Consider the following 21,771-nt stretch of genomic DNA (forward strand, 5'->3'; position numbering starts at 1 on the left):
ATCCAGCACGGCTTTTTATTTATTTTACCTGCTTCAATACATAGTAGCAAGGAGTTGCTCCTCTTTCTATATAATCTCCATTTTTCCATTCGAAGAACATGTATCTTTCTCCTTTTATGTCTTTTATTATATATTTAGATGCTGTTTTAACCTCTTTATTAATTATTAATCCTTGTGTCCAGAAAAGGCGTATACTAGCTGTCTTACCACTTTCATTAATAGTTGAGCCTTCCATAACTAAATCTCCTTTTTCATTAAAAGTTAAGTTAGCTATGAATAGATCTTCTCCTTTCCAGTTTTGAAGGCCTGGTTTAAAGTTTTCAATTTTTTGAACAAAGTCTACGCTTTCCCATTTACCTATAACTTGAGAATCATTTACAAATGGATAGTCTATTTTATCAGTTCTAGTTTTTACCTCTTCACCAAACATATTAGTTGTAAGAGAAGGAGTAGAACTTATCTTTTTTAGCACATAGTATCTAGGCTTTATTCCTCTTAGGGTGTAATCTCCGTTTTTCCATTCGAAGAACATATAAGTTGAGCCATTTATATCTTTGATTAAATATTTACTGTCGGTTTTGTCTACAGGATTAAGAATATGATCTTTTGTCCAAGTGAAAACTGTTTTTGAAACTTTCCCTTCACCTGTAAAGTTTAATTCTTTAACATATAAATTATCTTTAAAAAATTTAGTGTCTACTTTGAAATCCTCTATATTAGGTACAAGGTCTAAAGACTGCCACCTACCAATTAATTGAGGGTCCTTTACAAAAGGATAATCAATTTTATCTACATGTACAGCTTTACTCTTTTTAAAGGCAGATTCCTTTGCATCTGTAAGGGCAGTGCAGCCTAAAATCAACAAAGCTGCTAATGCAAATGCAGAGAACTTATAGGTCTTTTTATTAAATAGTTTAATCATAATAATTCTCCTTTTCACTTCAGATTTATTATTTACCATAGGGGCAGTGCCAGGTACCTGAGCAGGTTTTGAAAGTCGCTCTATAAGGCTTATGATTGTAAATCCATATTCCTTTACTTCTTCGTCCTTTGTATAGGAAAGTGCAAGGGAATCACAACAGATCTCCATGTCTTCACACATTTTTTTAAGTCCATATTGAACAATTGGATTGAACCAATGAATTATTTTTAATATGCTTATAATCCAATTTGTAATTATATCTTTACGTTTTAAATGAGATAACTCATGGAGAAATACGTATCTTAGTTTATCTACTGATAATACATCCAGAGTGTTTTCAGGAAGCAGTATTACAGGTTCAATATAACCAAATAAGGCAGGAGTTCTAATCTCTCCCGTCTCAATTAATGATATATGTTTATCAATCTTCATTTGTTGTTTACATTGTTCTAGCATTGATATAACTTCTTTGTTACAAAATTTAGGCTGCTTTTTTATTCTAGATCTCAGTTTTATATTTACCAGAACTATATATAGGCTAATTATAAATATACCAAGTAACCATATAAAAGCTAGAGTTGCTACAAATGACCAATTAAAAGATGCAGGATTACTGCTGCTAAGATTCGGTGAAGTTAAATTACCTAGTACAGCGCCTTGATTGTATATATAGCTGAGAGTATCTGTACTATATGCCACAATGCTGCCAACTTCGTTTTTTCCCATAGCAAATAATAAGTAAGGGAGCTCCCTTATTCTAGTCATAAGATTAAAAATGCTAAAAGAGCTTCTGGGTAACGTTGGCATTATCAAACGCAATACTACAATGAACCATAGAGCATATTGAAACTTTACACCTAGCTTACCTTTAAATAATTTTCTGAGCATAAGTATTAAAAGTACAAGAGTACCAGCTATAATAGATACTTGGAATATCATTTTGAACAAATCACTAAAGAAACCAATCAACTCATACATAATACTATTTCCTCTCATCTAAAATGCGCTTTAAATCTTCTATGTCCTCCTTGGATAAGTCGCTTTCATTTATAAAGCTTACTAACATGCTTTTTAAAGCACCATTATAGACCTTGCTTAAGAAGGATTGATTTTCTGCCTTTATACATTCATTTTCTTCCACTAATGAATAGTAAAGATATCTTCTTCCATCTTCTTTGAAGCCTAATACATTTTTGTTTACCAGTCTGTTTATTAGTGTCTTAATTGTTTTAGGACTCCAATTTGTACTTTGTTCTAAAGCTTCAATTATTTGATTTGAAGTACAAGGTGAACTTGCCCATACAATTTTAAGCACTTCCCATTCTGCCTCTGATATTTTAGGTATTTGTTGCATAAAGAGTCACTCCTTTTTTAAAAGAATTACAATTGTAATCTATATTTAGTTTACGACTGTAATCCAAAGTTGTCAATATACAAATAAGTATAAATGTTACATTATATGATTAACATGGAGTATAAGATTTTTTCATCCTATATGACTGCAATATAAAAAAAGCTTGCTGATAAATATCAACAAGCCCTTACGAATGATTACTCTACTAAAAGTTCATTATCTTTAAATTTTCCTATAGATACTTTTCCATTGGCATACACATACATGCCATTACCTTCTCTTATATCCTTGTCCCAATCACCTATATATTTATCGCAATCTATCCAAGTATGAATGCCTTTGCCATGACGTAAGTCCTCTTTCCAATAGCCAACATAAGTTTCTCCGTCAGCCCAAGTAAAAATACCATATCCGCATTTTTCACCTTTTTCCCATTGTCCCTCATACTTATCGCCATCAGGCCAGGTGTATATGCCATATCCATGCTGTAAATCGTCTTTCCATTGGCCTATGTATTTTTCACCACATGCCCAAGTGAAAGTACCTTCGCCATTCATTTCATTGTTTTCCCATTGCCCTACATATTTGCTGCCATCATTATAAAAGTAAGTTCCTTGACCATGCATTTTGCCATCCTTACGTTCACCTACGTAATTGCCGCCGTGAACGTGTTTCTTTGGAGCTTTATTATTTATTTTCAAATTAGTTAGTTCTGTAGTGGATATTTTTATTTTTTTCATACTTGATTCTCCTCATATTATTAATGTTGATAGTAAGGTCTGGTATTTTTAAATATTGAAAATCATTATCAATTACACATCACAAATTAAATTATACCACCACAACAAATTATTTTCTATATTATTATTATGATATTTTCTATTTTGATGTCTTCTATAAATTAAAAAGCTAACCACCACATCTTAAAAAATTTAAACGAAATTTTGAAATAAATTCTTCAAATTTATCTTCCTCAACATGAAAGGTAATCAAAGTGTGATGAAGTTTTAATGATCCCATCATAGACCAAACTTCATAACCTACTTCTACCTCCCAATAATGGCCCTTAAAGATTTCTAGATTTTCTGTTTTACCACCAATACTAAGAAAGTACTTTATAAAATCTTCTCTATAAATTCCGCCCATTTCAAGAGTTTTTGTTATTATCATGTATATCACCTTCTTAAACCATTTAATAGTACTGATTATAATATATACTATAAAATAGAAATATCCAATATTAAACTTTAAAGCTATAATAGAGGACTCTTGACATAAATTTTTAAAAGATATAAAATTATGCTGAAATAAAGTAATTGGAGGGGTTTTCATGGTAAAAGAAAAAGGCAATATATCAATTAATACGGAAAATATTTTTCCAATTATAAAAAAGTGGTTGTATTCTGACAAAGACATATTTTTAAGAGAGCTTATAAGTAATGGTTGTGATGCAATAAGTAAAGTAAAAAGACTCTCTTCCATAGGTGAAGCAAAGATACCTGAAGAAACAAAATATGAGGTAATTGTTTCAGTAAATAAAGAAAACAAAACATTAAAAATCATTGACAACGGTATAGGAATGACTGAAGAAGAAATTAACAAATACATAAATCAGGTAGCTTTTTCTGGTGCAGAAGACTTTATTGCAAAATATAAAGATAAAATGGATGAGTCTAGCCAAATAATAGGACATTTTGGATTGGGATTTTATTCTGCATTTATGGTATCTGATAAAGTTGAAATTGATACTCTTTCATATATAGAAGGTTCAGAAGCTGTAAAATGGATTTGCGATGGCGGTACTGAATATGAAATAACTTCATCTGAGAGAAATGAAAGAGGAACTACTATTACCTTATATATAAGTGAAGATAGTAAGGAATTTTTAGAGGAATACAAGGTAAGAGAAGTTATCAGTAAGCATTGCTCATTTTTGCCTGTAGAAATATTTATTAAAAATGAAAATGTAAAAAATGAGGAAAAAGATAATGAAAGACAACCTTTAAATGATACAAATCCTTTATGGTTAAAAGCTCCAAAGGATTGTACTGAAGAAGAATACAAAGATTTTTATAGAAAAGTATTTTTTGATTTTAATGAGCCATTGTTCTGGATTCATTTAAATGTAGATTATCCATTTAATTTAAAAGGAATACTATATTTCCCTAAACTTAAACACGAATTTGAAGCAACAGAAGGTCAAATAAAATTATATAATAATCAAGTATTTGTTGCAGATAACATAAAAGAAGTTATACCAGAATTTCTACTACTTTTAAAGGGCGCAATTGATTGTGCTGATCTTCCACTAAATGTTTCAAGAAGTTTTTTACAAAAGGATGGAAATGTTAAAAAGATTTCTAGACACATTGTAAATAAGGTAGCAGACAAATTGACTACTCTTTATAAAAATGAAAGAGATAATTACAATAATTTTTGGAGCAATATTCATATATTTATTAAGTATGGATGTCTAAGAGATCAAAAGTTCTATGAAAAGGTAAAAGATATAATCATATTCAAGACTATTAAAGGAGAATATGTAACACTAAAACAATATCTTGAAGCTAATAAAGAAAAGCATGAAAATAAAGTTTTTTACGTAAATGATGAAAAACAGCAAGCTCAGTACATTAAGCTTTTTAAAGAAAATGATCTAGATGCAATTATATTGAACTCTACAATAGATAGTCATTTTATAAGCTTCTTGGAATCTAATGAAAGTGATGTTAAATTCAATAGAATAGATTCGGATTTATCTGAGACATTAAAAGCTGCAGAAGCTGATAATGATAGTGAAAATAAAGAATTCAATGCAGATGTAGAAAATATATTTAAAAGAGTATTGAACAATGATAAATTAAAAATTTCTATAGAGGCACTAAAAACTTTTGAAGTACCTGCTATGGTACTACTTTCCGAGCAATCAAGAAGAATGTCTGAAATGAGTTCTATGTTTGGTGGTATGGATATGAAGGATATGTTCCCTTCAGAGCAAACCTTAGTTATAAATAAAAACAACATACTCATTAAAAAGCTTATTGAGCTTGATAAGATGGAAGATAAAAAAGAGGATGTAAATCTTATTTGTCAGCATATTTATGATCTTGCTATGATAAGCCATAAACAGCTTGATGCAGAGGCGATGTCACGCTTTATAAGTAGAAGTAACGAAATACTTGCGAAGATTGCAGGTTGATTTGTGAGCATATTGTAAAATTTGGAGGGATAGCTGTGAAACTAATATCATGGAATGTTAACGGTCTTAGAGCATGTGTTACTAAGGGATTTTTGGACTATTTTAAAGAGGTGGATGCGGATATATTTTGCATTCAGGAAAGTAAATTACAAGAAGGTCAAATAGATTTAGAGCTAGAAGGATATCATCAATACTGGAATTATGCTGAAAAGAAAGGATATTCAGGTACAGCTATATTTACAAAAAAGGAACCTCTAAGTGTTGCATATGGAATTAATATTGAAGATCACGATAAAGAAGGTAGAGTTATCACTTTAGAGTTCGATGATTTTTATATGATAACAGTTTATACACCTAATTCTAAGCAAGAGTTAGCTAGATTAGAATACAGAATGAAATGGGAAGATGACTTTAGAGCTTATTTAAAGTCTTTAGAGAAAAATAAGCCAGTAATTGTCTGTGGAGACTTGAATGTAGCCCATAAAGAAATAGATCTTAAAAACCCTAGTTCAAACAGAAAAAATGCAGGATTTACAGATGAAGAAAGAGGAAAGTTTACTGAGCTTATGGATGCTGGGTTTATTGATACCTATCGATACTTTAATCCAGATAAAGAAGGAATGTATTCTTGGTGGTCTTATAGATTTAACGCTAGAAAGAATAATGCAGGATGGCGTATAGATTACTTCTGTGTTTCAAACTCACTAAAGGATAAATTAGTCAGCGTAGACATTCATACAGAGGTTTTAGGATCGGATCACTGTCCTGTAGAACTCGTTATAAAGTAGGAAACTATAGATAACCCACCATAGTAATTTATAATTACATATATAAACAGAGTTCTTGGCANNGCCCGTTAAATGCCATTTAGGCATTTAACCTCCACCTGATGCTTAGAAATCGTTATCCAGGGACGTAGCCGCTCTTTACTCCCGCTTGGAGAAAAGCAGATGTCCCAAATTCTCCGATTTGGTGACAGTTGCTTTCACAGAGTGCGCGGGAGTATTAGAGCGGGTAGTCATCGGATAAATAATATTATGTGACCAGTAGATATTTTTTCTATAAGTCTTGTATGGCTATATTATATAAGACTTATAGAAAAGTTTTTGCTGGCACTTTTTTTAAAACTTATTCATTATGAACCAAGCTAAAAGTCTTTTCTTAAAAGAATTCTTTTTATCCAGTCATTTTATATTTTCTACTGATTTTTCAATATTAATAAGTATTCCATATAAATCTTAGTTTAATTTGTAAGATGCACAATAGCAATAATTGTATAATACTGAATAATATTTTTAACACTATAGATATCCAAATTAAGCATTTGGCTTACCATGGGAATACTGATGGATAAGTCAAACATATAGATTGTATATCTATAGATATACAAATATATTAAATTTTACAATATTATGTTAAATAGAGTAAAATTTTAAGTATTTTGTTATTAAGTTAATCGTTAATTCGATAATGATTTTTTTAATTAAGTAATTTTATAAAAATAAATAATTAAGTTATGCGAAAGTATCATATAGCATTATTTCATGCATGTACGCTGTAAATACATTATGCTAAAATAAAACTACTTTAGATGGTGAACTCATGAGTTTCAGCAAATATATATTTAAACAATCCCAGATATAATTATTTTTTAGCATAATAGTAAAAAAGGAGCACTGTCATGAAGAAGATTATTATTATATTTACCGGTGGAACAATATCCATGAAAAAGAATGAAAATAATAATGCCGCTGTACCAGCTATGAGCGGAGAAGACATATTAAAGCATACACCAGGAATTGAGAATATTGCAGATATTCACTTCTTAGATTTTGGCATGATGCCGGGGCCTCATATGACTCCAGAAAAAATGCTGGAATTGTCAAGATTAATAAATAATAAAATTGAAATTGAAGGCTATGATGGAGTTATAGTTACTCATGGTACAGATTCGCTTGAGGAAACAGCATATCTTGTAGATTTGACATACAATGGCTTAAAGCCTGTAATATTTGTAGGCTCAATGAGAAATAGTTCTGAACCAGGTTGGGATGGACCTCCAAACTTAATAGATGCTGTTCATGCTGCAATATCCAATGAGGCGAAAAACAGGGGAGTTATGGTAGTAATGAGTGGGGAAGTCCATTCCGCTTCTCAGGTAACTAAGACCAATACGCATACATTAGACACCTTTAAAAGCAAGGATTTTGGGCCTATCGGTTTTGTAGATAACAACAAAGTTTACTTTTACTATAGTTACACTAAAAATCAGTACATATCTACAAAAGAAATTGACAGTAATGTAGATCTTATAAAATGCGGATGTGGTATGGATGATCGTATCTTGAGGTTTTGCGTAGATTCTGGAACACATGGAATAGTAATTGAAGGTATGGGAAGAGGAAACATTCCACCTAAAATGGTTTCTGGAGTGGAATATGCTTTAGAAAAAAATATACCAGTTGTTCTAGTATCCAGATGTCTTATGGGTAAGGTTCTTGATGATTATGGTTACGAAGGTGCTGGAAGAGAACTTACTGAAAGAGGAGTAATTCTTGGAGACAATCTTCCAGGACAAAAAGCTAGAATCAAATTAATGGTGGCATTAGGACAGAGTAAGGACTTATCTAAGATTAAAGAAATATTTGAGAAGAACTATTATTAATTTAAATTTAGAAACAAGAAATTATTTTCCTAGGAGGAATGTTTATGGATTCTACGGATTATAGAATTATCGAATTGCTTCTGGAAGATGGAAGAATGCCTATGAAGGAACTTTCACAAAAGGTAGCACTCAGTGCCCCTGCAGTAGCAGAGAGAGTAAAGAGGCTTGAAGAAGAAGGAATTATAACAGGTTACAAAGCAGTAGTAGATTATGAGAAACTTGGCAAAAAAATTAATGTGCTTATAAACGTAGGAATGAATGTTCAAAGAAATGAAAAGTTTATGGAGTTTATTAAAAACGAGGATTCTATAATTGAATGCCATCATGTTACAGGACCATACTGCAAGATTTTAAAAGCCAGGCTTGAGAATATTGCAAGTCTAGAAAAACTTATAGGAAAGATACAGATGTTTGGCAATACGGAGACATTCATAATACTTTCTTCAGTAGAAAAAGAGCATATAATAAGCGATGATAAAAATATTTAATTAAGTAACAGTGTTAAGATAACAAGTTACTGCTTGATATATCCAATTTGCATAGAGGAAGAGTAAATAATTGTTATGTAAGTAATTCAACAAAATAGTAAATGGGATACAATTAGGAGGATACAAACATGGATAATTTTAGTTTTCAACGTGAAGAAATTGAGAGAGTTTATGGGAAAATAAGTCCTTTTGAACTTAAAGATAAATTAATAAATCTTGCTGAGGAATCAAAGAAAAGTGGTGCGCATTCATTGTTAGATGCAGGTAGAGGAAATCCAAATTGGATTGCAGCTACACCAAGAGAAGCATTTTTTACTTTTGGTCAGTTTGCTGTTAAGGAAAGCCGCAGGGTATGGAATGATAATGATTTAGCTGGCATGCCAAAAAAGGAAGGTATTGCAGAACGTTTTATGGAATTTGTAAGAGCTAACCAAGATGCTCCAGGTATTGAACTGCTTAGCAAAATAATTAATTACGGTGTAACAGTAAAAGGATTCAACGGTGACGACTGGATTTATGAATTAGCAGATGGAATTATTGGTGATAACTACCCTCAACCGGATAGAATGCTAAGACATATTGAAAGTGTAGTTAATGACTACCTTATTCAAGAGTTGTGTTATAATGAACCTTTAGAAGGAAAGTTTAATATATTTGCTGTTGAAGGTGCTACAGCGGGAATGTGCTATATTTTCGATTCTTTAATTGCAAATAATATATTATCAAAAGGCGATAAAATTGCGCTTATGGCGCCAATCTTTACACCTTATCTTGAGATACCTCATTTACCACGTTATAATTTTGAAGTTATTAAAATAACAGCTGATGAAGTATCTGAAGATGGCTCTCGCACATGGCAGTATCCTGCTTTAGAAATAGATAAATTATGCGATCCAACTATAAAAGCAGTTTTTATAGTTAATCCAAGTAATCCGCCATCAGTAGCAATGAGACCAGAAACAATAGATCAGTTAAAAAATATTGTAGAGAATCATAATCCTAATTTAATGATTATTTCAGATGATGTATATGGCACTTTTGTAAATAACTTTTGTTCGTTAATGGCAGATTTACCATACAACACAATAGGAGTATACTCTTACTCAAAATACTTTGGAGTAACAGGCTGGCGTCTTGGAACTATTGCACTTTATGAAGATAATGTATTTGATAAATTATTAAGAGAGCAGGATGAAGATAAAAAGAAGAGAGCGAGAAGGCGTTATTCAGGGCTTTCTACCAATCCTGACAAGATTCCTTTTATCGATAGAATAGTAGCAGATAGCCGTCAAGTAGCACTTAATCACACTGCAGGATTATCAACGCCACAGCAAGTACAAATGGCATTCTTTTCACTATTTGCCATAATTGATAGAGAGAACAAATATAAACAATTAACAAAAGACATCTGCCGCCGTCGTCAAAGATTGTTGTTTGATGGATTAGGATTGGATTTAAGGGAAGATCCTTTTGATGCTGCTTATTATACTCAATTTGATCTATTAGAGTGGGCAAGCCGTAATCATAATGATGAATTTGCAAATTATTTACAAGAAACTTACAAACCCGTTGATATTCTTTTAAGATTAGCAGAGCAATCTTCTATAGTTTTATTAAGTGGCAGTGGTTTTCATGGGCCAGAGTGGTCTATTAGAATATCACTTGCAAACCTTAATGATGAATCTTACTCTAAAATTGGACAAGTTCTTCGTAAAATATTGCAAGACTATGCTGCTGAATGGGAAGAATCAAAAAAATTAAAACAATAAATAAAGAATTATAGAAATTGTATGGTGATTTTAACAAAACCATTATACAATTTTTGGATTATATTAGTTAGTATTCCGAATGTGATAAGAATTAAATATGCAAGCAGTAAGAGAGGAGCTTTATACAAAAAAGGCTCCTCTTTCCTAACATAAAAGAATATTAAAAGATAAAAATATATGTAAACAAATATAGGAGAGTGATGAAAATATGAGACACTTTAAAAATAAATTAATTCACTTTCTTGTTTTCGGAAGCATATATCTGAATATAGAAATTATAACAAGGGCCCTTGGAAATTCTTTAGTTGGTTTCAATGGTATATCTGAGTTAAGCTTATGCGGATGGACTTCTTTATGGATGTTTCCCATAGGAGGTTTTTGTGCAGTTATCATTGGTACTTTGAATGACTATCCAGGATATTATAATTTGAAAATGTGGCAGCAAACAATAATGGGAGGTTCATTAATTATAGCAGTGGAATTACTTTCAGGAATATTTCTCAATATTATTTTAGGGCTACATATATGGGATTACTCAAATAATAAATACAATTTCATGGGACAGATTAATTTGCAAAATAGCATAGCTTGGTATATTTTAAGTATAGTGATTGTATGGCTAGATGATGAATTGGCATATTATATTTATAGAGATGAAAAACCAGATAGCTTGATAAATTATTTTAAAAAAGTACTAACATTACAGTAATATAAGCTTTAGACTTATAAAAAAGTATTTACGTAACAAAGAACTATAAATATATCTCGGGATGTAAGTCAATTTTTGGCTGTGAAACCTAATAATATAGATGTGAGATTATTAAAAATCCCAGTACTTTTGTATTGAGTACTGGGATTTTTTCAGCTTAATTACTTTTACTTATTACAATAGGATGTACGTTTTCTGCAGTAAGAGAATTTAACACCTCATTTGCAGGGTAATAATTATTTTTTCCTTTTGCCGAGCCATCCAAGTAATTTGAGTTGATGTTAAATGGATCGTATATTTCAAAATAAGTTTTGCCATCTACTACTTTATAACCTTTTATAATAACTGTATAAGTATTTCCATCAACTGTATGGAAACGTCCAACTTTCGATTCCGAACTGTTATTATAATTTATATATTGAGGGTTAAGGTTAGCTATAAGTATATTTCCATCTTTAAGTTGTTTCTTTAATGAATCCTCGTTTATTGCGTCGCAAGAACTATAATTTATACTTGAATCCTTTAGAGCGGAAATAATATTGTTAATGCTCCAAGCTGATCCACTGTTTTCATATGTATCTCTTATATATGCTATGGACTTGTCAAGCAAAGGATTTGTCCACTTAATTGCCATAGCTACAGCAGCAGGACCGGAGTTTACATTTGAGTATTTTCCAGTATCATTTTGACCAATATACCAATCATACCCTTTATCATTATTTACAGATTCTGTTTCTTTTTCTCCTAATCCAATTGAATTTACCTTTGATTTAATACTAAAAGGTAAAGTTGATGTATACTTTATTTTTATACCATCAGCACTTTCAATATTATCACCGATAATTAGCTTATAATTTTCTTCATAGTTATAGCTAGTGCTCCATGGAATAACAGTTACTGAGTAATCTTCTATTAGAGTTTTGGTAGAAATAAAATTTCCCTTACTATCTACAACTTTGAATTCATTTTTATTACTTTCAGTATCTTTTATTTTTCTATTAAATTTAATTTTCCATTGTTTTAGAGTATCTATGTTTTTTCTCTGATCAAAGTTTTTATATTCTGGTACTTTAGATGGAGTCTTATCACCTGTGTTTGGATTTTGATTTTCTTTTGTTTGATCTTCTTTTGGTGGAGTATTGTTATTTGATGTATTTTTATCAAGTGTATCTTTATTAGGTGTATTTTTATCTAATACTATATATTGTTTAGATACATATCCATAAGAAGAATCAAATTTAATTTTATACCAATCACCTGTAGTCTCCAAAATCTCTACGCTCTCATCTAATTTTAAGCTACCTATAATTTTTGCATTTGAGTTAGATTCACTTCGTACGTTCAAACCTTGTTTAGAGGATACAACACCATGCAGCGGATCAGCGGCTTTAGCTGCATAAGAGGCACCTAATATTGAACCAATAGTTATTGAAAGTGAAAGTACAATTGATATTATTCTTTTGCTTTTCATTAAAGTCATCTCCTCCTATTTGGAAAAGTTAATATGCTTTTCATTAATTTTCTATAATTATATATTAACACATCTATGGTAAAAAAGTTATAAATAAATCTTTAATTTTATCCGATCGCTACCATTGCTAACACCCCAATTCTTTGTATGAAACTCCTTCTCCTATTGTCGAAGGAGTAAGCGATTCGCACTAAATCAGCACTTCGTGTAAGTGACTATCACCAAATCACAGATTTGGAATATCTACTTAAGATTTAGGCTCTCTGCTTAACTGAGGGATAAGCACTGCTACGCGCCTGGATAAGTCTTCCCCTAAAGGATAACGTATTCTAAGTGCTAAAGACACTAAGAATGCTGTTAATAAGGTTCAGATGGAGAAAGTCATCCTTATAAGCAAACTCCATCTGAACCTAAGAATCATTTGATAGGAACGAATAGTACACTTTTAGCACTGCAAAAGTTTCTATCTATACCTTTTAATATTTACTAAATTATTGGTATATCATTATGACTATATTTCTGATCTATAAAGGAAGATATAATACTACATAAAGCCAGAATGCCTTCTTTTAACTTATGTTCATCTAAAAAGCAGAAACCAATACGTATATGGTTAAATTCAGGTTCACTTGGATAACATGTTGAACCAGGAAGAAAGGCGATATTACGGCTTTGGGCTTCAAAAAGAAGACTTTCTGCACTCATCCATGAAGGCAGTGTAATCCAAATATTTGGTCCTCCTTGTGGAATAGCCCATTTAACATCAATTGGCATATGATCTGTAAGTAGCTTCAAAGCTAAATTACGTCTTTTAATTAAAATGGAGTTTAAATTCTTCAAGTGTTTTTCCATAAAGTTAGATTGAAGAAAAGGTAACAATGCTTTTTGAGTTAGTAATGGACTTCCAAGATCAGAATTTGCTTTAGCAGCTACAAGTCTATTTAGTATTGAGCCTGATGCAGATACTGTTCCAATTCTGCATCCCGGTGCTAAAAACTTACTAAATCCTTTAATATATATTACACGTCCACTGGTATCTAAACTTTTAATCGATGGTAAAAAACTCTTTTCAAAAGTTATCTCACTCCAAGGGTCATCTTCAACTATTAAACAATTAAAGTCTCTTGCAATATTGAGTAATTCTCTTCTTCTTTGCATACTCATAACGGTTCCTGTTGGATTATGATAGCTTGGTATTGTATAAATTAATTTTGGAGAATAAGAATCACAAATTTTTAAAAGTAAGTCTATACGCATTCCTTCCTTATCTACAGGAACAGATAAAATAGTAGCTCCTTGCCAGCGAAAAACATCAATAGCAGCAGTATATGTTGGAGCCTCCATAATTACAACATCACCTGCTCCAATAAAGGTTCTGGCAACTAAATTGATTGCCTGTTGTGATCCATTAGTTATTACAATTTCTTCTGCAGACAGAGAAACATCTTTGGTTTTTAAATAGTTAGCTATGGAAGTTCTTAATTCCAAATCTCCTTGTATAGGTCCATATTCAAATAGCAAAGATGGATTTTTCAAAACAAGTGAGGATAAATGCTTAGAGATATGTTGCTCAGGAAGCAGGGAACTGTGAACGTGAGCAGCAGACATCTGAATTTGTGGTTTTGTATTTAAATTTATATTTTGTCTCCAAAATTGAGCCCTTGGAAGATGGTCAGTGATTGAAAGCTGCCAATCAAGGGAAGTTGAATCATTTTCAGGATTGTTATTATTAACTACATCTTCTGACTGAACATAAGTACCTTTTCCTTGAATAGTTGCTATAAAGTTATCTTTTTCCAGCAAAGAGTAAGCTTTAACAGCAGTGACTAAGCTTACTTTCAATGTTTTTGAAAGACTTCTAACAGAAGGTAATTTAGCGCCTTTTTCTATTAAACCTGAGGCTATGCGATCAGATATGGATTGATAAATCTGTACTGATAAAGGTATATTAGAATTTCTATTTAAATCTATGTGCATTTTTATTTTCTCCTTAAGTGTTATAGTGTGTTATTGACTGTTATGCATGGTGTAAAGGTATAATATGATATAAATACTATATCATACTATAACAATAGAGTCGAATAAAATATTAAAGGAGGGAAAATGCCATAAAGGAAAGATAGAAATAATTATTTAATTATACATTTAGAATATATCAATTACTTATAAAGTGTCATTAATCTAGTATAAGATAATTTGAAAGGAGAATAATTATGGACAAATATTTAAAAAGTGATTTAGAAAATATAAATGAACTATTAGAGAAAGTAAAAAATAATGCATGTACATTTCTAAAGGATATTGATGAGATACCAACTTTCTCAAAAGATTCAAAGGGTTATAATAATTCTCAATTAAACCAAGAGGGTTTAGGGGGAGAAAAAGCCTTAGAGGAATTCATAGAGAGGTTTTATAAAGGAATAGTTTCTAGTGCAGGGGCTAAATACTTTGGTTTTGTAACAGGAGGATCAACTCCTGCGGCGTTAATGGGAGATTGGCTGGTAAGTGCCTTTGATCAAAATGCCTCAGGTAGAGATAACTCCAGTGGTACAAAAATTGAGGAAGAAACTATTAATTTATTAAAACAGCTTTTTGGTTTACCACAAGAATATTCAGGAGCCTTTGTTACCGGTGCAACTATGGCTAACTTTGTGGGATTAGCAATTGGAAGACAGTGGGTAGCTAATGAATTGGGTTTTGATATAGCTAAAAATGGTATGTATAATCTTCCACCAATAAAAATTATAAGTGCTGCACCCCATTCAAGCATTTTAAAATCCTTATCTATGCTGGGCATGGGAAGAGATAATATGCACTATATTCCATCTATTAATGGTAGAGAAGCAATAGACATTAAAGCATTAGAAAACTACTTAAAACAAAATAATGGAACACCTTGCATTGTTGTGGCAAGTGCAGGTACAGTAAATACTGTGGATTTTGATGATTTAAAGCAAATAAGGGAGTTAAAGAAAAAATATAATTTCTTCCTTCATGTAGATGCAGCTTTTGGAGGCTTTGCTGCCTGCTCTCCAAAGTATAAAAAACTTATGGAAGGAATAGATGCAGCAGACTCTATTACGGTAGATGCACACAAATGGCTTAACGTTCCTTACGATAGTGCAATGCAGTTTACTAAACATACTAAACTTCAAATCCAAGTTTTTCAAAATAATGCTATATACTTAGGAGAGCTTTCAGAAAATCCTGATTTTGTGCATTTAACTCCAGAAAATTCTAGAAGACTTAGAGCCCTTCCGGCATGGTTTACCTTGAAGGCTTATGGAAGTAATGGATACCAGGAGGTAGTTGAAAGAAACTGTAGTTTAGCAGAGGTGTTGAGTAAAAAGATTGAAGAATCCAAAAACTTTAAGTTATTAGCTGATACTAGACTAAATGTAGTTTGCTTTACTATTAACTTAGGTGATCATAGTGCTACATTAGAAGAAATACAGCAGTTCCTAAAAATAGTTAACGAAGATGGCAGAGCATTCTTTACTCAAACTGTATATAAAGGAACACCTGGAATAAGAGCAGCTATAAGCAATTGGAGAACAGAAGAAAAGGATATGGAAATTGCATGGGAAGTATTAAATAAAGCTTATAAATTTTATTTGAGGTAATATTCTTATAATACTAATATATGGTATAATACATCTGTAAGCGTAAATTTAAAAAGAGGTGAGTTTATGATAAAAGATAAAATTGTTTTTATAAGTGGAGCTAGTAGTGGAATAGGTGAAGCTACAGCTAGAAGATTTGCAAAGGAAGGTGCTATACTTTTACTTTGTGCAAGAAACATGGAAAAATTGCATAGCTTAAAAGGTGAGTTAGAAAAAGAATATGGAGCAAAGGTCTATGTGTATGAATTAGATGTAAGAGATAAAAAAGCTATAGATGAAGTTTTTGAGAATATACCAAAAGAATTAAGAAATATAGATATATTAGTAAATAACGCAGGACTTGCTCAAGGATTAGAAAAAGTTCAGGAAGGTGTTCCAGAAGAATTTGATGTTGTGATAGACACTAACATAAAAGGACTTTTATATTTGACTAGGAAGATAGTTCCTACTATGATAGAAAATCAGAAAGGTCATGTTATAAATATGGGTTCAGTAGCAGGGATACATGCATACCCAGGGGGAACTATTTACTGTGCTACTAAAGCGGCAGTTAAATTTATAAGTGATGGATTGAGGATGGACATAGTGCATACTCCTATAAGAGTAACTAATATACAACCTGGTATTGTAGAAACTAATTTTAGTGTAATTAGATTCCATGGAGATAAGGAAAGGGCTGCTAAGGTTTATGAAGGCATTAAGCCATTAACTCCGGAAGATATTGCAGATATAGTGTTGTATACTGCTTCTGTACCAGATCACGTTCAAATATGTGAAGTAACAGTAACAGCAACCCATCAAGCAACTGGTGGAGTAGTTTATAAAAAATAAAACTAATTTTTTATCTTAGGCATCTGAAAGAAAATAGACTAGTATACTGACTAGTTATTTTTTTGAAGATGCCTTAACTTATATCTCCTAAATTACAGTAGTCTATTTATATAGGAGTAAAATTCTCCTCAAAAAGTTATAAGGTTATATAACAATAATTATCTATTAGTATAATGTATTTAATGATATAATATGATAATAAACAATATTTTTAATATTGGGGAGGAACTGCCATGGATAATAAAGATATTAATGTAAAGTTATTAATAGATACTATGTCAGTATTTGAAAAGATATATGATGTAATTAGGATAGTAAACCCAATGAAAAAACAAATTTTAGACTTAAAGTTAAATAAGGTTACTGAACTAGAAGCATCCTGTTATAGTTTTTGGAAAAAGGGAAAGGTTTGTAGCAACTGTGTTTCGGCTCGGGCTTATAATGAAAATGAAACTTTTGTTAAGATAGAATATAACGGAGAAAAAGTGTACATGCTTACTGCTATACCTGTCCAATTTGAGAATACCGCAGTAATTATTGAGCTTTTAAAAGATATAACTAACAGTGGAGTAATAGAAAATATAGAGAATAAGGATAGCGATACAATTCATAGCGTAGTAAATCATATGAATGAATTAGTGGTATCAGATCCTCTTACTAATGTCTTTAATAAACGATTTATAAATGAAAGACTTCCTGTTGATATGATAAATAGCTCTTTAAACGGAGAGCCAGTATCTCTGATAATGGTAGATATAGACTTTTTTAAAAAAGTAAATGACACTTACGGCCATGTAGCTGGTGATGAAGTTATAAAGACTGTTGCGGCTATTCTTACTAGATCTATAAGAAAAGATATAGATTGGGTAGCTCGCTATGGTGGTGAGGAGTTTGTAGTGTACTTAAAGAATACAAATAAAAATTCTGCAATAAATGTTGCAGAGAGAATGAGAAAATCTATAGAGGATGCGGAAATAAAATATGAAGGAACAACAATAAAAGTTACAGCCAGCTTTGGAGTTAAAACACTGCTTGAGGAGCAGTTAAATCAAGAAGAATTAATTAAAGAAGCAGATAGCAAATTATATGAGGCTAAGAATAGCGGAAGAAACAAAATAATAGCATAAGATCACATGAATATATATTATATAAATTTCCTTATTGTAGATATGTATACAATAGGGGAGTTTATTTTATCTAAAATTACATAATCACTTGGATAAAACTATAATACTATTGAAGCTATGGACTTTAAGCATCATCATGGTAAAATAACTATAGAGTATTCAGATAAAATAAACATTAAGTTTTTAAATTAATAATTTACGGAAAATATAAAACGGGAGGTACAAATATGCCAGAGATAAAATATGAAATAACAAAAGCGATAGGTACTCTTTCAGAATCTTCAAAAGGATGGAAGAAAGAATTAAATCTTATAAGTTGGAATGATAAAGAACCTAAGTATGATATTAGAGACTGGGCCCCAGAACATGAGAAGATGGGTAAAGGTGTTACACTTACTAAGGAAGAACTTATAGAATTAAGAGATGTTTTAAATAGAATAGATTTATAAATTTTAAAAACACTAGATATTTATGTCTGGTGTTTTTATTTATTTGAATTTAGTATAAGTGCAATAATAATTATAAATTTACATAAAATACTGATGAAAATCTGAAATACATAAAGTGGAGGTGAAAAATATTGAATTGTATAAATAAAAAAATAAGGTTAAGAATTGGTGTAATATTTATAAGCATGATATGTGCAGTATATGTGAAATATAGCAGTACTGTTGCAACTTATACTACACCTGTTAAAGGAGAAATAGATAAAATAATATTGATAGATCCGGGACATGGAGGAATTGATGGAGGAGCAATATCAAAAAGAGGTTGCCAGGAAAAACATATAAATTTAAGTATAAGTTTAAAATTAAAAGATAGACTTAAAAATATGGGTTATGAAGTTGTGATGACAAGAGAAAGTGATAAAGGACTTTATGGACTCACAGGAAGCATAAGAAATAAAAAAAATGAAGATTTAAACAATAGATGTAAAATGAAAAGAGATTCAAATTGTGACGTTTTTATAAGCATTCATCAGAACTTTTTTGAGCAAAGTTATTACCATGGTGCTCAGGTATGGTACTCAAAAAATGAGGATAGTGAAAAGCTAGCACATATTATACAGGAAAATTTCAAAATTGACTTAGATAAGAAAAATAATCGTGTGGAGAAACCTGCTGGAAATGCTTATAAGGTTCTAAGGTGCCACAGTGATATACCTTCAGTAATTGTGGAGTGTGGTTTCTTGACTAATCCTCAGGAAGAAGAAAAGTTAAAGAGCGAAGAATACCAAAATAAGATAGCAGATTCTTTGGCCAAATCAGTAAAAGAGTATTTTGATACAGAAAGCCAAAGAGTCTTATCCTATTAAATTTTGAGATATATATAACAAAATCACTAGAAGCTAAATATCTAGTGGTTTTGTTTTAAGCAGAGATGCAAAATCTTAGGACATAAGAAAGAGAAATTTTATAACTTCAATTGTAAAATGGGTAATTTACTAATATTTAAATATAAGGAATTATAAGTAATAAAATACATACAACAAATTAATTGATGGTGTAAAAATATTCTGATTTAAGTGTTAATTTAAAATATAAAGACACAAAAGTGCAGAAAATAATGGTATAATTAAAATAGTTGAAAGGTACACTGCAGCTTTTCAATAATATAAGAAAACAAGGGGGATGTTTTATGTTTTCAGAAAAGATAGTAAATAATTTAAAAAATTCATCATGGATAAGATTAATGTTTGAAGAAGGTACAAGACTTGCAGAAAAGTATGGAGCGGAAAATGTTTATGATTATAGTATAGGAAATCCTTATGCAGAACCACCGGTAGAAGTTATAGAATCACTTAAAAAACATGTAACAGGTGGCGAAAAAGGAATACATAGGTATATGAGTAATGCAGGTTATCCAGAGGTTAGAGCAAGAGTGGCTGAAAGTTTGGAGAAGGAAAGTAAAGTTAAGCTTTCAGCAAATAATGTTGTAATGACAGTTGGAGCAGCGGGAGGATTAAATGTTTTATTAAAATCACTTCTTAATCCTTCAGAAGAGGTAATTGTTTTTGCACCTTATTTTGTAGAATATAATTGTTATGTTGATAATTGTGGTGGACAAACAGTAGTAGTGTCCCCAGACAAATCAACCTTTGAGCCAGATTTAGAGAGTTTCGAAAAAAGCATTACATCGAAGACAAAAGCTTTAATAATTAATAATCCAAATAACCCAACTGGAGTTGTATATAGTGAGAAGGTTTTGAAAAGTATTGAAGAAATTATAACAAGAAAAGAAAAGGAATATGGAACTGATATATATGTTATTTCAGATCAGCCTTATTGTGAAATCGTTTATGATAATATTAAGGTTCCAAGCCTACTTGCTATTTTTAAAAATGCTATTATAGTAAACTCATTTAGTAAATCTTTAGGTCTTGCAGGAGAAAGAATAGGCTACATAGCTGTAAGTAGCAGAATAGAAAATGCAGATATTCTTGCAGATGCATTAGCCTACTGCAACCGTACTCTTGGTTTTGTTAATGCTCCAGGACTATTCCAAAAGGTTGTTGGAGATGCAATAAATGCTAAGGTAGATATTACTGGATATGAAAAAAGAAGAAATTTCTTATATGGTAATATAACAAGATTAGGATTTGAATGTGTAAAGCCACAAGGAGCTTTTTATCTTTTCCCAAAAGCATTGATAGATGATGATGTAGAATTTGTTAGAAGAGCTATGAAATATAATTTATTACTTGTTCCAGGAAGTGGTTTTGGGTGTCCAGGGCATTTTAGAATGTCTTATTGTGTAAAATTTGATATGATTGAAAGATCAATTCCTGCTTTCGAGAAATTAGTGCAGGAGTTTAAATAATATCAGTTTAAAGGAAAAAATTTATTCTATGTTATAAGGTTTAGAGAATTAAAAGTTAAATTATATTTTAGAATATGTTGCTAAACTTTAAATGCGTTAGGTATTTTTAGTTTTGGCAACATATTTTTAAAAGTAATTTAACTTTTTATTATGAGCTCCTATGCAGAAATGTAGTATAGAAATCTAAAGGAAAAGCGTAGAACAACAAGACCTGGTGTGTCAGCATGTTAGATAGAAAGGATTTAAGAGGTTATTAGAGTATTACATGTGTATGCTTAGCTTAAAGCAGCTGGCAGTAATATTTAATAACTATAAAGATGATACAATAACATTCGTCGCTAGAGTGAGCGACAAAAGTGAAAAATAAATGTCGCGGGGTGGAGCAGCTGGTAGCTCGTCGGGCTCATAACCCGAAGGTCGTAGGTTCAAGTCCTGCCCCCGCAACCAAAAAGTATTGACAACAAACTATAGGAAGCTCTACAGCTTAGCTGCGGAGTAAGCGACCACTAACAAATCGGCACTCTGTGTAAGCGATCATCTCAAAATCATAGATTTTGGATGCCTGCTTAAGATTTGAAGTGTCTGCTCATATGATACTATCTAAAAGTTGTCTAATGCATAGCAATTGTTAACTTAGGAATAAGTTGCTAGTTGACAGATAGAGACAAGCATGATAAGATATAAATCCAGTCGCAAATGAGCGACATGATCCTTGAAAATTAAACAGAGGTAAAAAAGCCTAAATGGCTTTTTACGGGTAAAGGTATGAACTGATAATAATCGGTGAATAGAT

General features: G+C 31.2%; 18 protein-coding genes and 1 tRNA gene. 13 read left to right on the forward strand and 6 right to left on the reverse strand.

The features are described 5' to 3' along the window. Positions 1-19: 19 nt before the first annotated feature. The 4 genes from I6U51_RS21430 to I6U51_RS21445 all read right to left on the reverse strand — a co-directional run bounded on the left by I6U51_RS21430 (position 20) and on the right by I6U51_RS21445 (position 3,446). Positions 20-1,918 carry a M56 family metallopeptidase gene (locus I6U51_RS21430; protein WP_246517586.1) on the reverse strand — a complete coding sequence of 633 codons (1,899 nt, stop codon included), beginning with the start codon at positions 1,916-1,918 and terminating at the stop codon, positions 20-22. Then, complete coding sequence (locus I6U51_RS21435) at positions 1,905-2,276, reverse strand: BlaI/MecI/CopY family transcriptional regulator (RefSeq protein ID WP_211144597.1); 372 nt, start codon at positions 2,274-2,276, stop codon at positions 1,905-1,907. Before I6U51_RS21435 ends, I6U51_RS21430 begins: the two co-directional genes overlap by 14 nt. Positions 2,277-2,473: 197 nt before the next feature. Then, complete coding sequence (locus I6U51_RS21440; RefSeq protein WP_211144598.1) at positions 2,474-3,016, reverse strand: MORN repeat-containing protein; 543 nt, start codon at positions 3,014-3,016, stop codon at positions 2,474-2,476. 169 nt (positions 3,017-3,185) lie between these two features. Then, positions 3,186-3,446 (reverse strand): MoaD-like domain-containing protein, encoded by a 261-nt coding sequence (locus tag I6U51_RS21445; protein ID WP_211144599.1) that lies wholly within the window; start codon positions 3,444-3,446, stop codon positions 3,186-3,188. A 160-nt stretch (positions 3,447-3,606) separates the two neighbouring features. Between I6U51_RS21445 and htpG the strand changes: the two genes are divergently transcribed. The 6 genes from htpG to I6U51_RS21475 all read left to right on the forward strand — a co-directional run bounded on the left by htpG (position 3,607) and on the right by I6U51_RS21475 (position 11,106). Further along, on the forward strand, positions 3,607-5,475 hold the full coding sequence (gene htpG, locus I6U51_RS21450) for a molecular chaperone HtpG (protein WP_211144600.1): 1,869 nt from the start codon (positions 3,607-3,609) through the stop codon (positions 5,473-5,475). A gap of 35 nt (positions 5,476-5,510) precedes the next feature. Beyond that, positions 5,511-6,263, forward strand: coding sequence for an exodeoxyribonuclease III (locus tag I6U51_RS21455; RefSeq protein WP_211144601.1), 753 nt, complete (start codon positions 5,511-5,513; stop codon positions 6,261-6,263). A gap of 893 nt (positions 6,264-7,156) precedes the next feature. Beyond that, positions 7,157-8,140, forward strand: coding sequence for an asparaginase (locus I6U51_RS21460; RefSeq protein ID WP_211144602.1), 984 nt, complete (start codon positions 7,157-7,159; stop codon positions 8,138-8,140). 44 nt (positions 8,141-8,184) lie between these two features. After that, a complete protein-coding gene (locus I6U51_RS21465) occupies positions 8,185-8,628 on the forward strand; it encodes an Lrp/AsnC family transcriptional regulator (RefSeq protein WP_211144603.1) in 444 nt (147 codons plus the stop codon). 128 nt (positions 8,629-8,756) lie between these two features. Then, positions 8,757-10,397, forward strand: coding sequence for an aspartate 4-decarboxylase (gene aspD / locus I6U51_RS21470; RefSeq protein ID WP_211144604.1), 1,641 nt, complete (start codon positions 8,757-8,759; stop codon positions 10,395-10,397). A 208-nt stretch (positions 10,398-10,605) separates the two neighbouring features. Next, complete coding sequence (locus I6U51_RS21475; protein WP_211144605.1) at positions 10,606-11,106, forward strand: putative ABC transporter permease; 501 nt, start codon at positions 10,606-10,608, stop codon at positions 11,104-11,106. Positions 11,107-11,263: 157 nt separating this feature from the next. Here the strand turns inward: I6U51_RS21475 and I6U51_RS21480 are convergent, their stop codons facing one another. Together I6U51_RS21480 and pdxR are read right to left on the reverse strand one after the other, a co-directional pair. Continuing rightward, positions 11,264-12,577, reverse strand: coding sequence for an SH3 domain-containing protein (locus tag I6U51_RS21480; protein ID WP_211144606.1), 1,314 nt, complete (start codon positions 12,575-12,577; stop codon positions 11,264-11,266). A 486-nt stretch (positions 12,578-13,063) separates the two neighbouring features. Continuing rightward, entirely contained in the window at positions 13,064-14,554 is a 1,491-nt protein-coding gene (pdxR, locus tag I6U51_RS21485; RefSeq protein WP_211144607.1) for a MocR-like pyridoxine biosynthesis transcription factor PdxR, read from the reverse strand. 236 nt (positions 14,555-14,790) lie between these two features. Between pdxR and I6U51_RS21490 the strand changes: the two genes are divergently transcribed. The 7 genes from I6U51_RS21490 to I6U51_RS21520 all read left to right on the forward strand — a co-directional run bounded on the left by I6U51_RS21490 (position 14,791) and on the right by I6U51_RS21520 (position 21,425). Next, entirely contained in the window at positions 14,791-16,200 is a 1,410-nt protein-coding gene (locus tag I6U51_RS21490) for a pyridoxal phosphate-dependent decarboxylase family protein (RefSeq protein ID WP_211144608.1), read from the forward strand. 66 nt (positions 16,201-16,266) lie between these two features. Then, entirely contained in the window at positions 16,267-17,031 is a 765-nt protein-coding gene (locus I6U51_RS21495; RefSeq protein ID WP_211144609.1) for an SDR family NAD(P)-dependent oxidoreductase, read from the forward strand. Between the two features lie 233 nt (positions 17,032-17,264). Then, the gene (locus tag I6U51_RS21500; RefSeq protein ID WP_211144610.1) at positions 17,265-18,158 is read left to right on the forward strand and encodes a GGDEF domain-containing protein; all 894 of its coding nucleotides are present in this window, start codon (positions 17,265-17,267) and stop codon (positions 18,156-18,158) included. Positions 18,159-18,385: 227 nt separating this feature from the next. Beyond that, entirely contained in the window at positions 18,386-18,607 is a 222-nt protein-coding gene (locus I6U51_RS21505) for a YdbC family protein (protein ID WP_178910836.1), read from the forward strand. A gap of 131 nt (positions 18,608-18,738) precedes the next feature. Further along, positions 18,739-19,473: an N-acetylmuramoyl-L-alanine amidase CwlD gene (gene cwlD, locus I6U51_RS21510; RefSeq protein WP_246517590.1), complete on the forward strand. Its 735-nt coding sequence runs from the start codon at positions 18,739-18,741 to the stop codon at positions 19,471-19,473. Between the two features lie 323 nt (positions 19,474-19,796). Beyond that, positions 19,797-20,978 carry a pyridoxal phosphate-dependent aminotransferase gene (locus I6U51_RS21515; RefSeq protein ID WP_211144611.1) on the forward strand — a complete coding sequence of 394 codons (1,182 nt, stop codon included), beginning with the start codon at positions 19,797-19,799 and terminating at the stop codon, positions 20,976-20,978. Between the two features lie 371 nt (positions 20,979-21,349). After that, positions 21,350-21,425, forward strand: a tRNA-Met gene (locus I6U51_RS21520). Positions 21,426-21,771: the final 346 nt, after the last annotated feature.

This window comes from Clostridium aciditolerans (genome assembly GCF_016316925.1).
Lineage (GTDB): Bacteria > Bacillota > Clostridia > Clostridiales > Clostridiaceae > Clostridium_AM > Clostridium_AM aciditolerans.

Bases quoted from the DNA above. Each gene is read 5' to 3' on its own strand.
- I6U51_RS21430 (WP_246517586.1), bottom strand. From the start codon at position 1,918: ATGAGAGGAAATAGTATTATGTATGAGTTGATTGGTTTCTTTAGTGAT.
- I6U51_RS21435 (WP_211144597.1), bottom strand. From the start codon at position 2,276: ATGCAACAAATACCTAAAATATCAGAGGCAGAATGGGAAGTGCTTAAA.
- I6U51_RS21440 (WP_211144598.1), bottom strand. From the start codon at position 3,016: ATGAAAAAAATAAAAATATCCACTACAGAACTAACTAATTTGAAAATA.
- I6U51_RS21445 (WP_211144599.1), bottom strand. From the start codon at position 3,446: ATGATAATAACAAAAACTCTTGAAATGGGCGGAATTTATAGAGAAGAT.
- htpG (WP_211144600.1), top strand. From the start codon at position 3,607: ATGGTAAAAGAAAAAGGCAATATATCAATTAATACGGAAAATATTTTT.
- I6U51_RS21460 (WP_211144602.1), top strand. From the start codon at position 7,157: ATGAAGAAGATTATTATTATATTTACCGGTGGAACAATATCCATGAAA.
- I6U51_RS21465 (WP_211144603.1), top strand. From the start codon at position 8,185: ATGGATTCTACGGATTATAGAATTATCGAATTGCTTCTGGAAGATGGA.
- aspD (WP_211144604.1), top strand. From the start codon at position 8,757: ATGGATAATTTTAGTTTTCAACGTGAAGAAATTGAGAGAGTTTATGGG.
- I6U51_RS21475 (WP_211144605.1), top strand. From the start codon at position 10,606: ATGAGACACTTTAAAAATAAATTAATTCACTTTCTTGTTTTCGGAAGC.
- I6U51_RS21480 (WP_211144606.1), bottom strand. From the start codon at position 12,577: ATGAAAAGCAAAAGAATAATATCAATTGTACTTTCACTTTCAATAACT.
- pdxR (WP_211144607.1), bottom strand. From the start codon at position 14,554: ATGCACATAGATTTAAATAGAAATTCTAATATACCTTTATCAGTACAG.
- I6U51_RS21490 (WP_211144608.1), top strand. From the start codon at position 14,791: ATGGACAAATATTTAAAAAGTGATTTAGAAAATATAAATGAACTATTA.
- I6U51_RS21495 (WP_211144609.1), top strand. From the start codon at position 16,267: ATGATAAAAGATAAAATTGTTTTTATAAGTGGAGCTAGTAGTGGAATA.
- I6U51_RS21500 (WP_211144610.1), top strand. From the start codon at position 17,265: ATGGATAATAAAGATATTAATGTAAAGTTATTAATAGATACTATGTCA.
- I6U51_RS21505 (WP_178910836.1), top strand. From the start codon at position 18,386: ATGCCAGAGATAAAATATGAAATAACAAAAGCGATAGGTACTCTTTCA.
- I6U51_RS21515 (WP_211144611.1), top strand. From the start codon at position 19,797: ATGTTTTCAGAAAAGATAGTAAATAATTTAAAAAATTCATCATGGATA.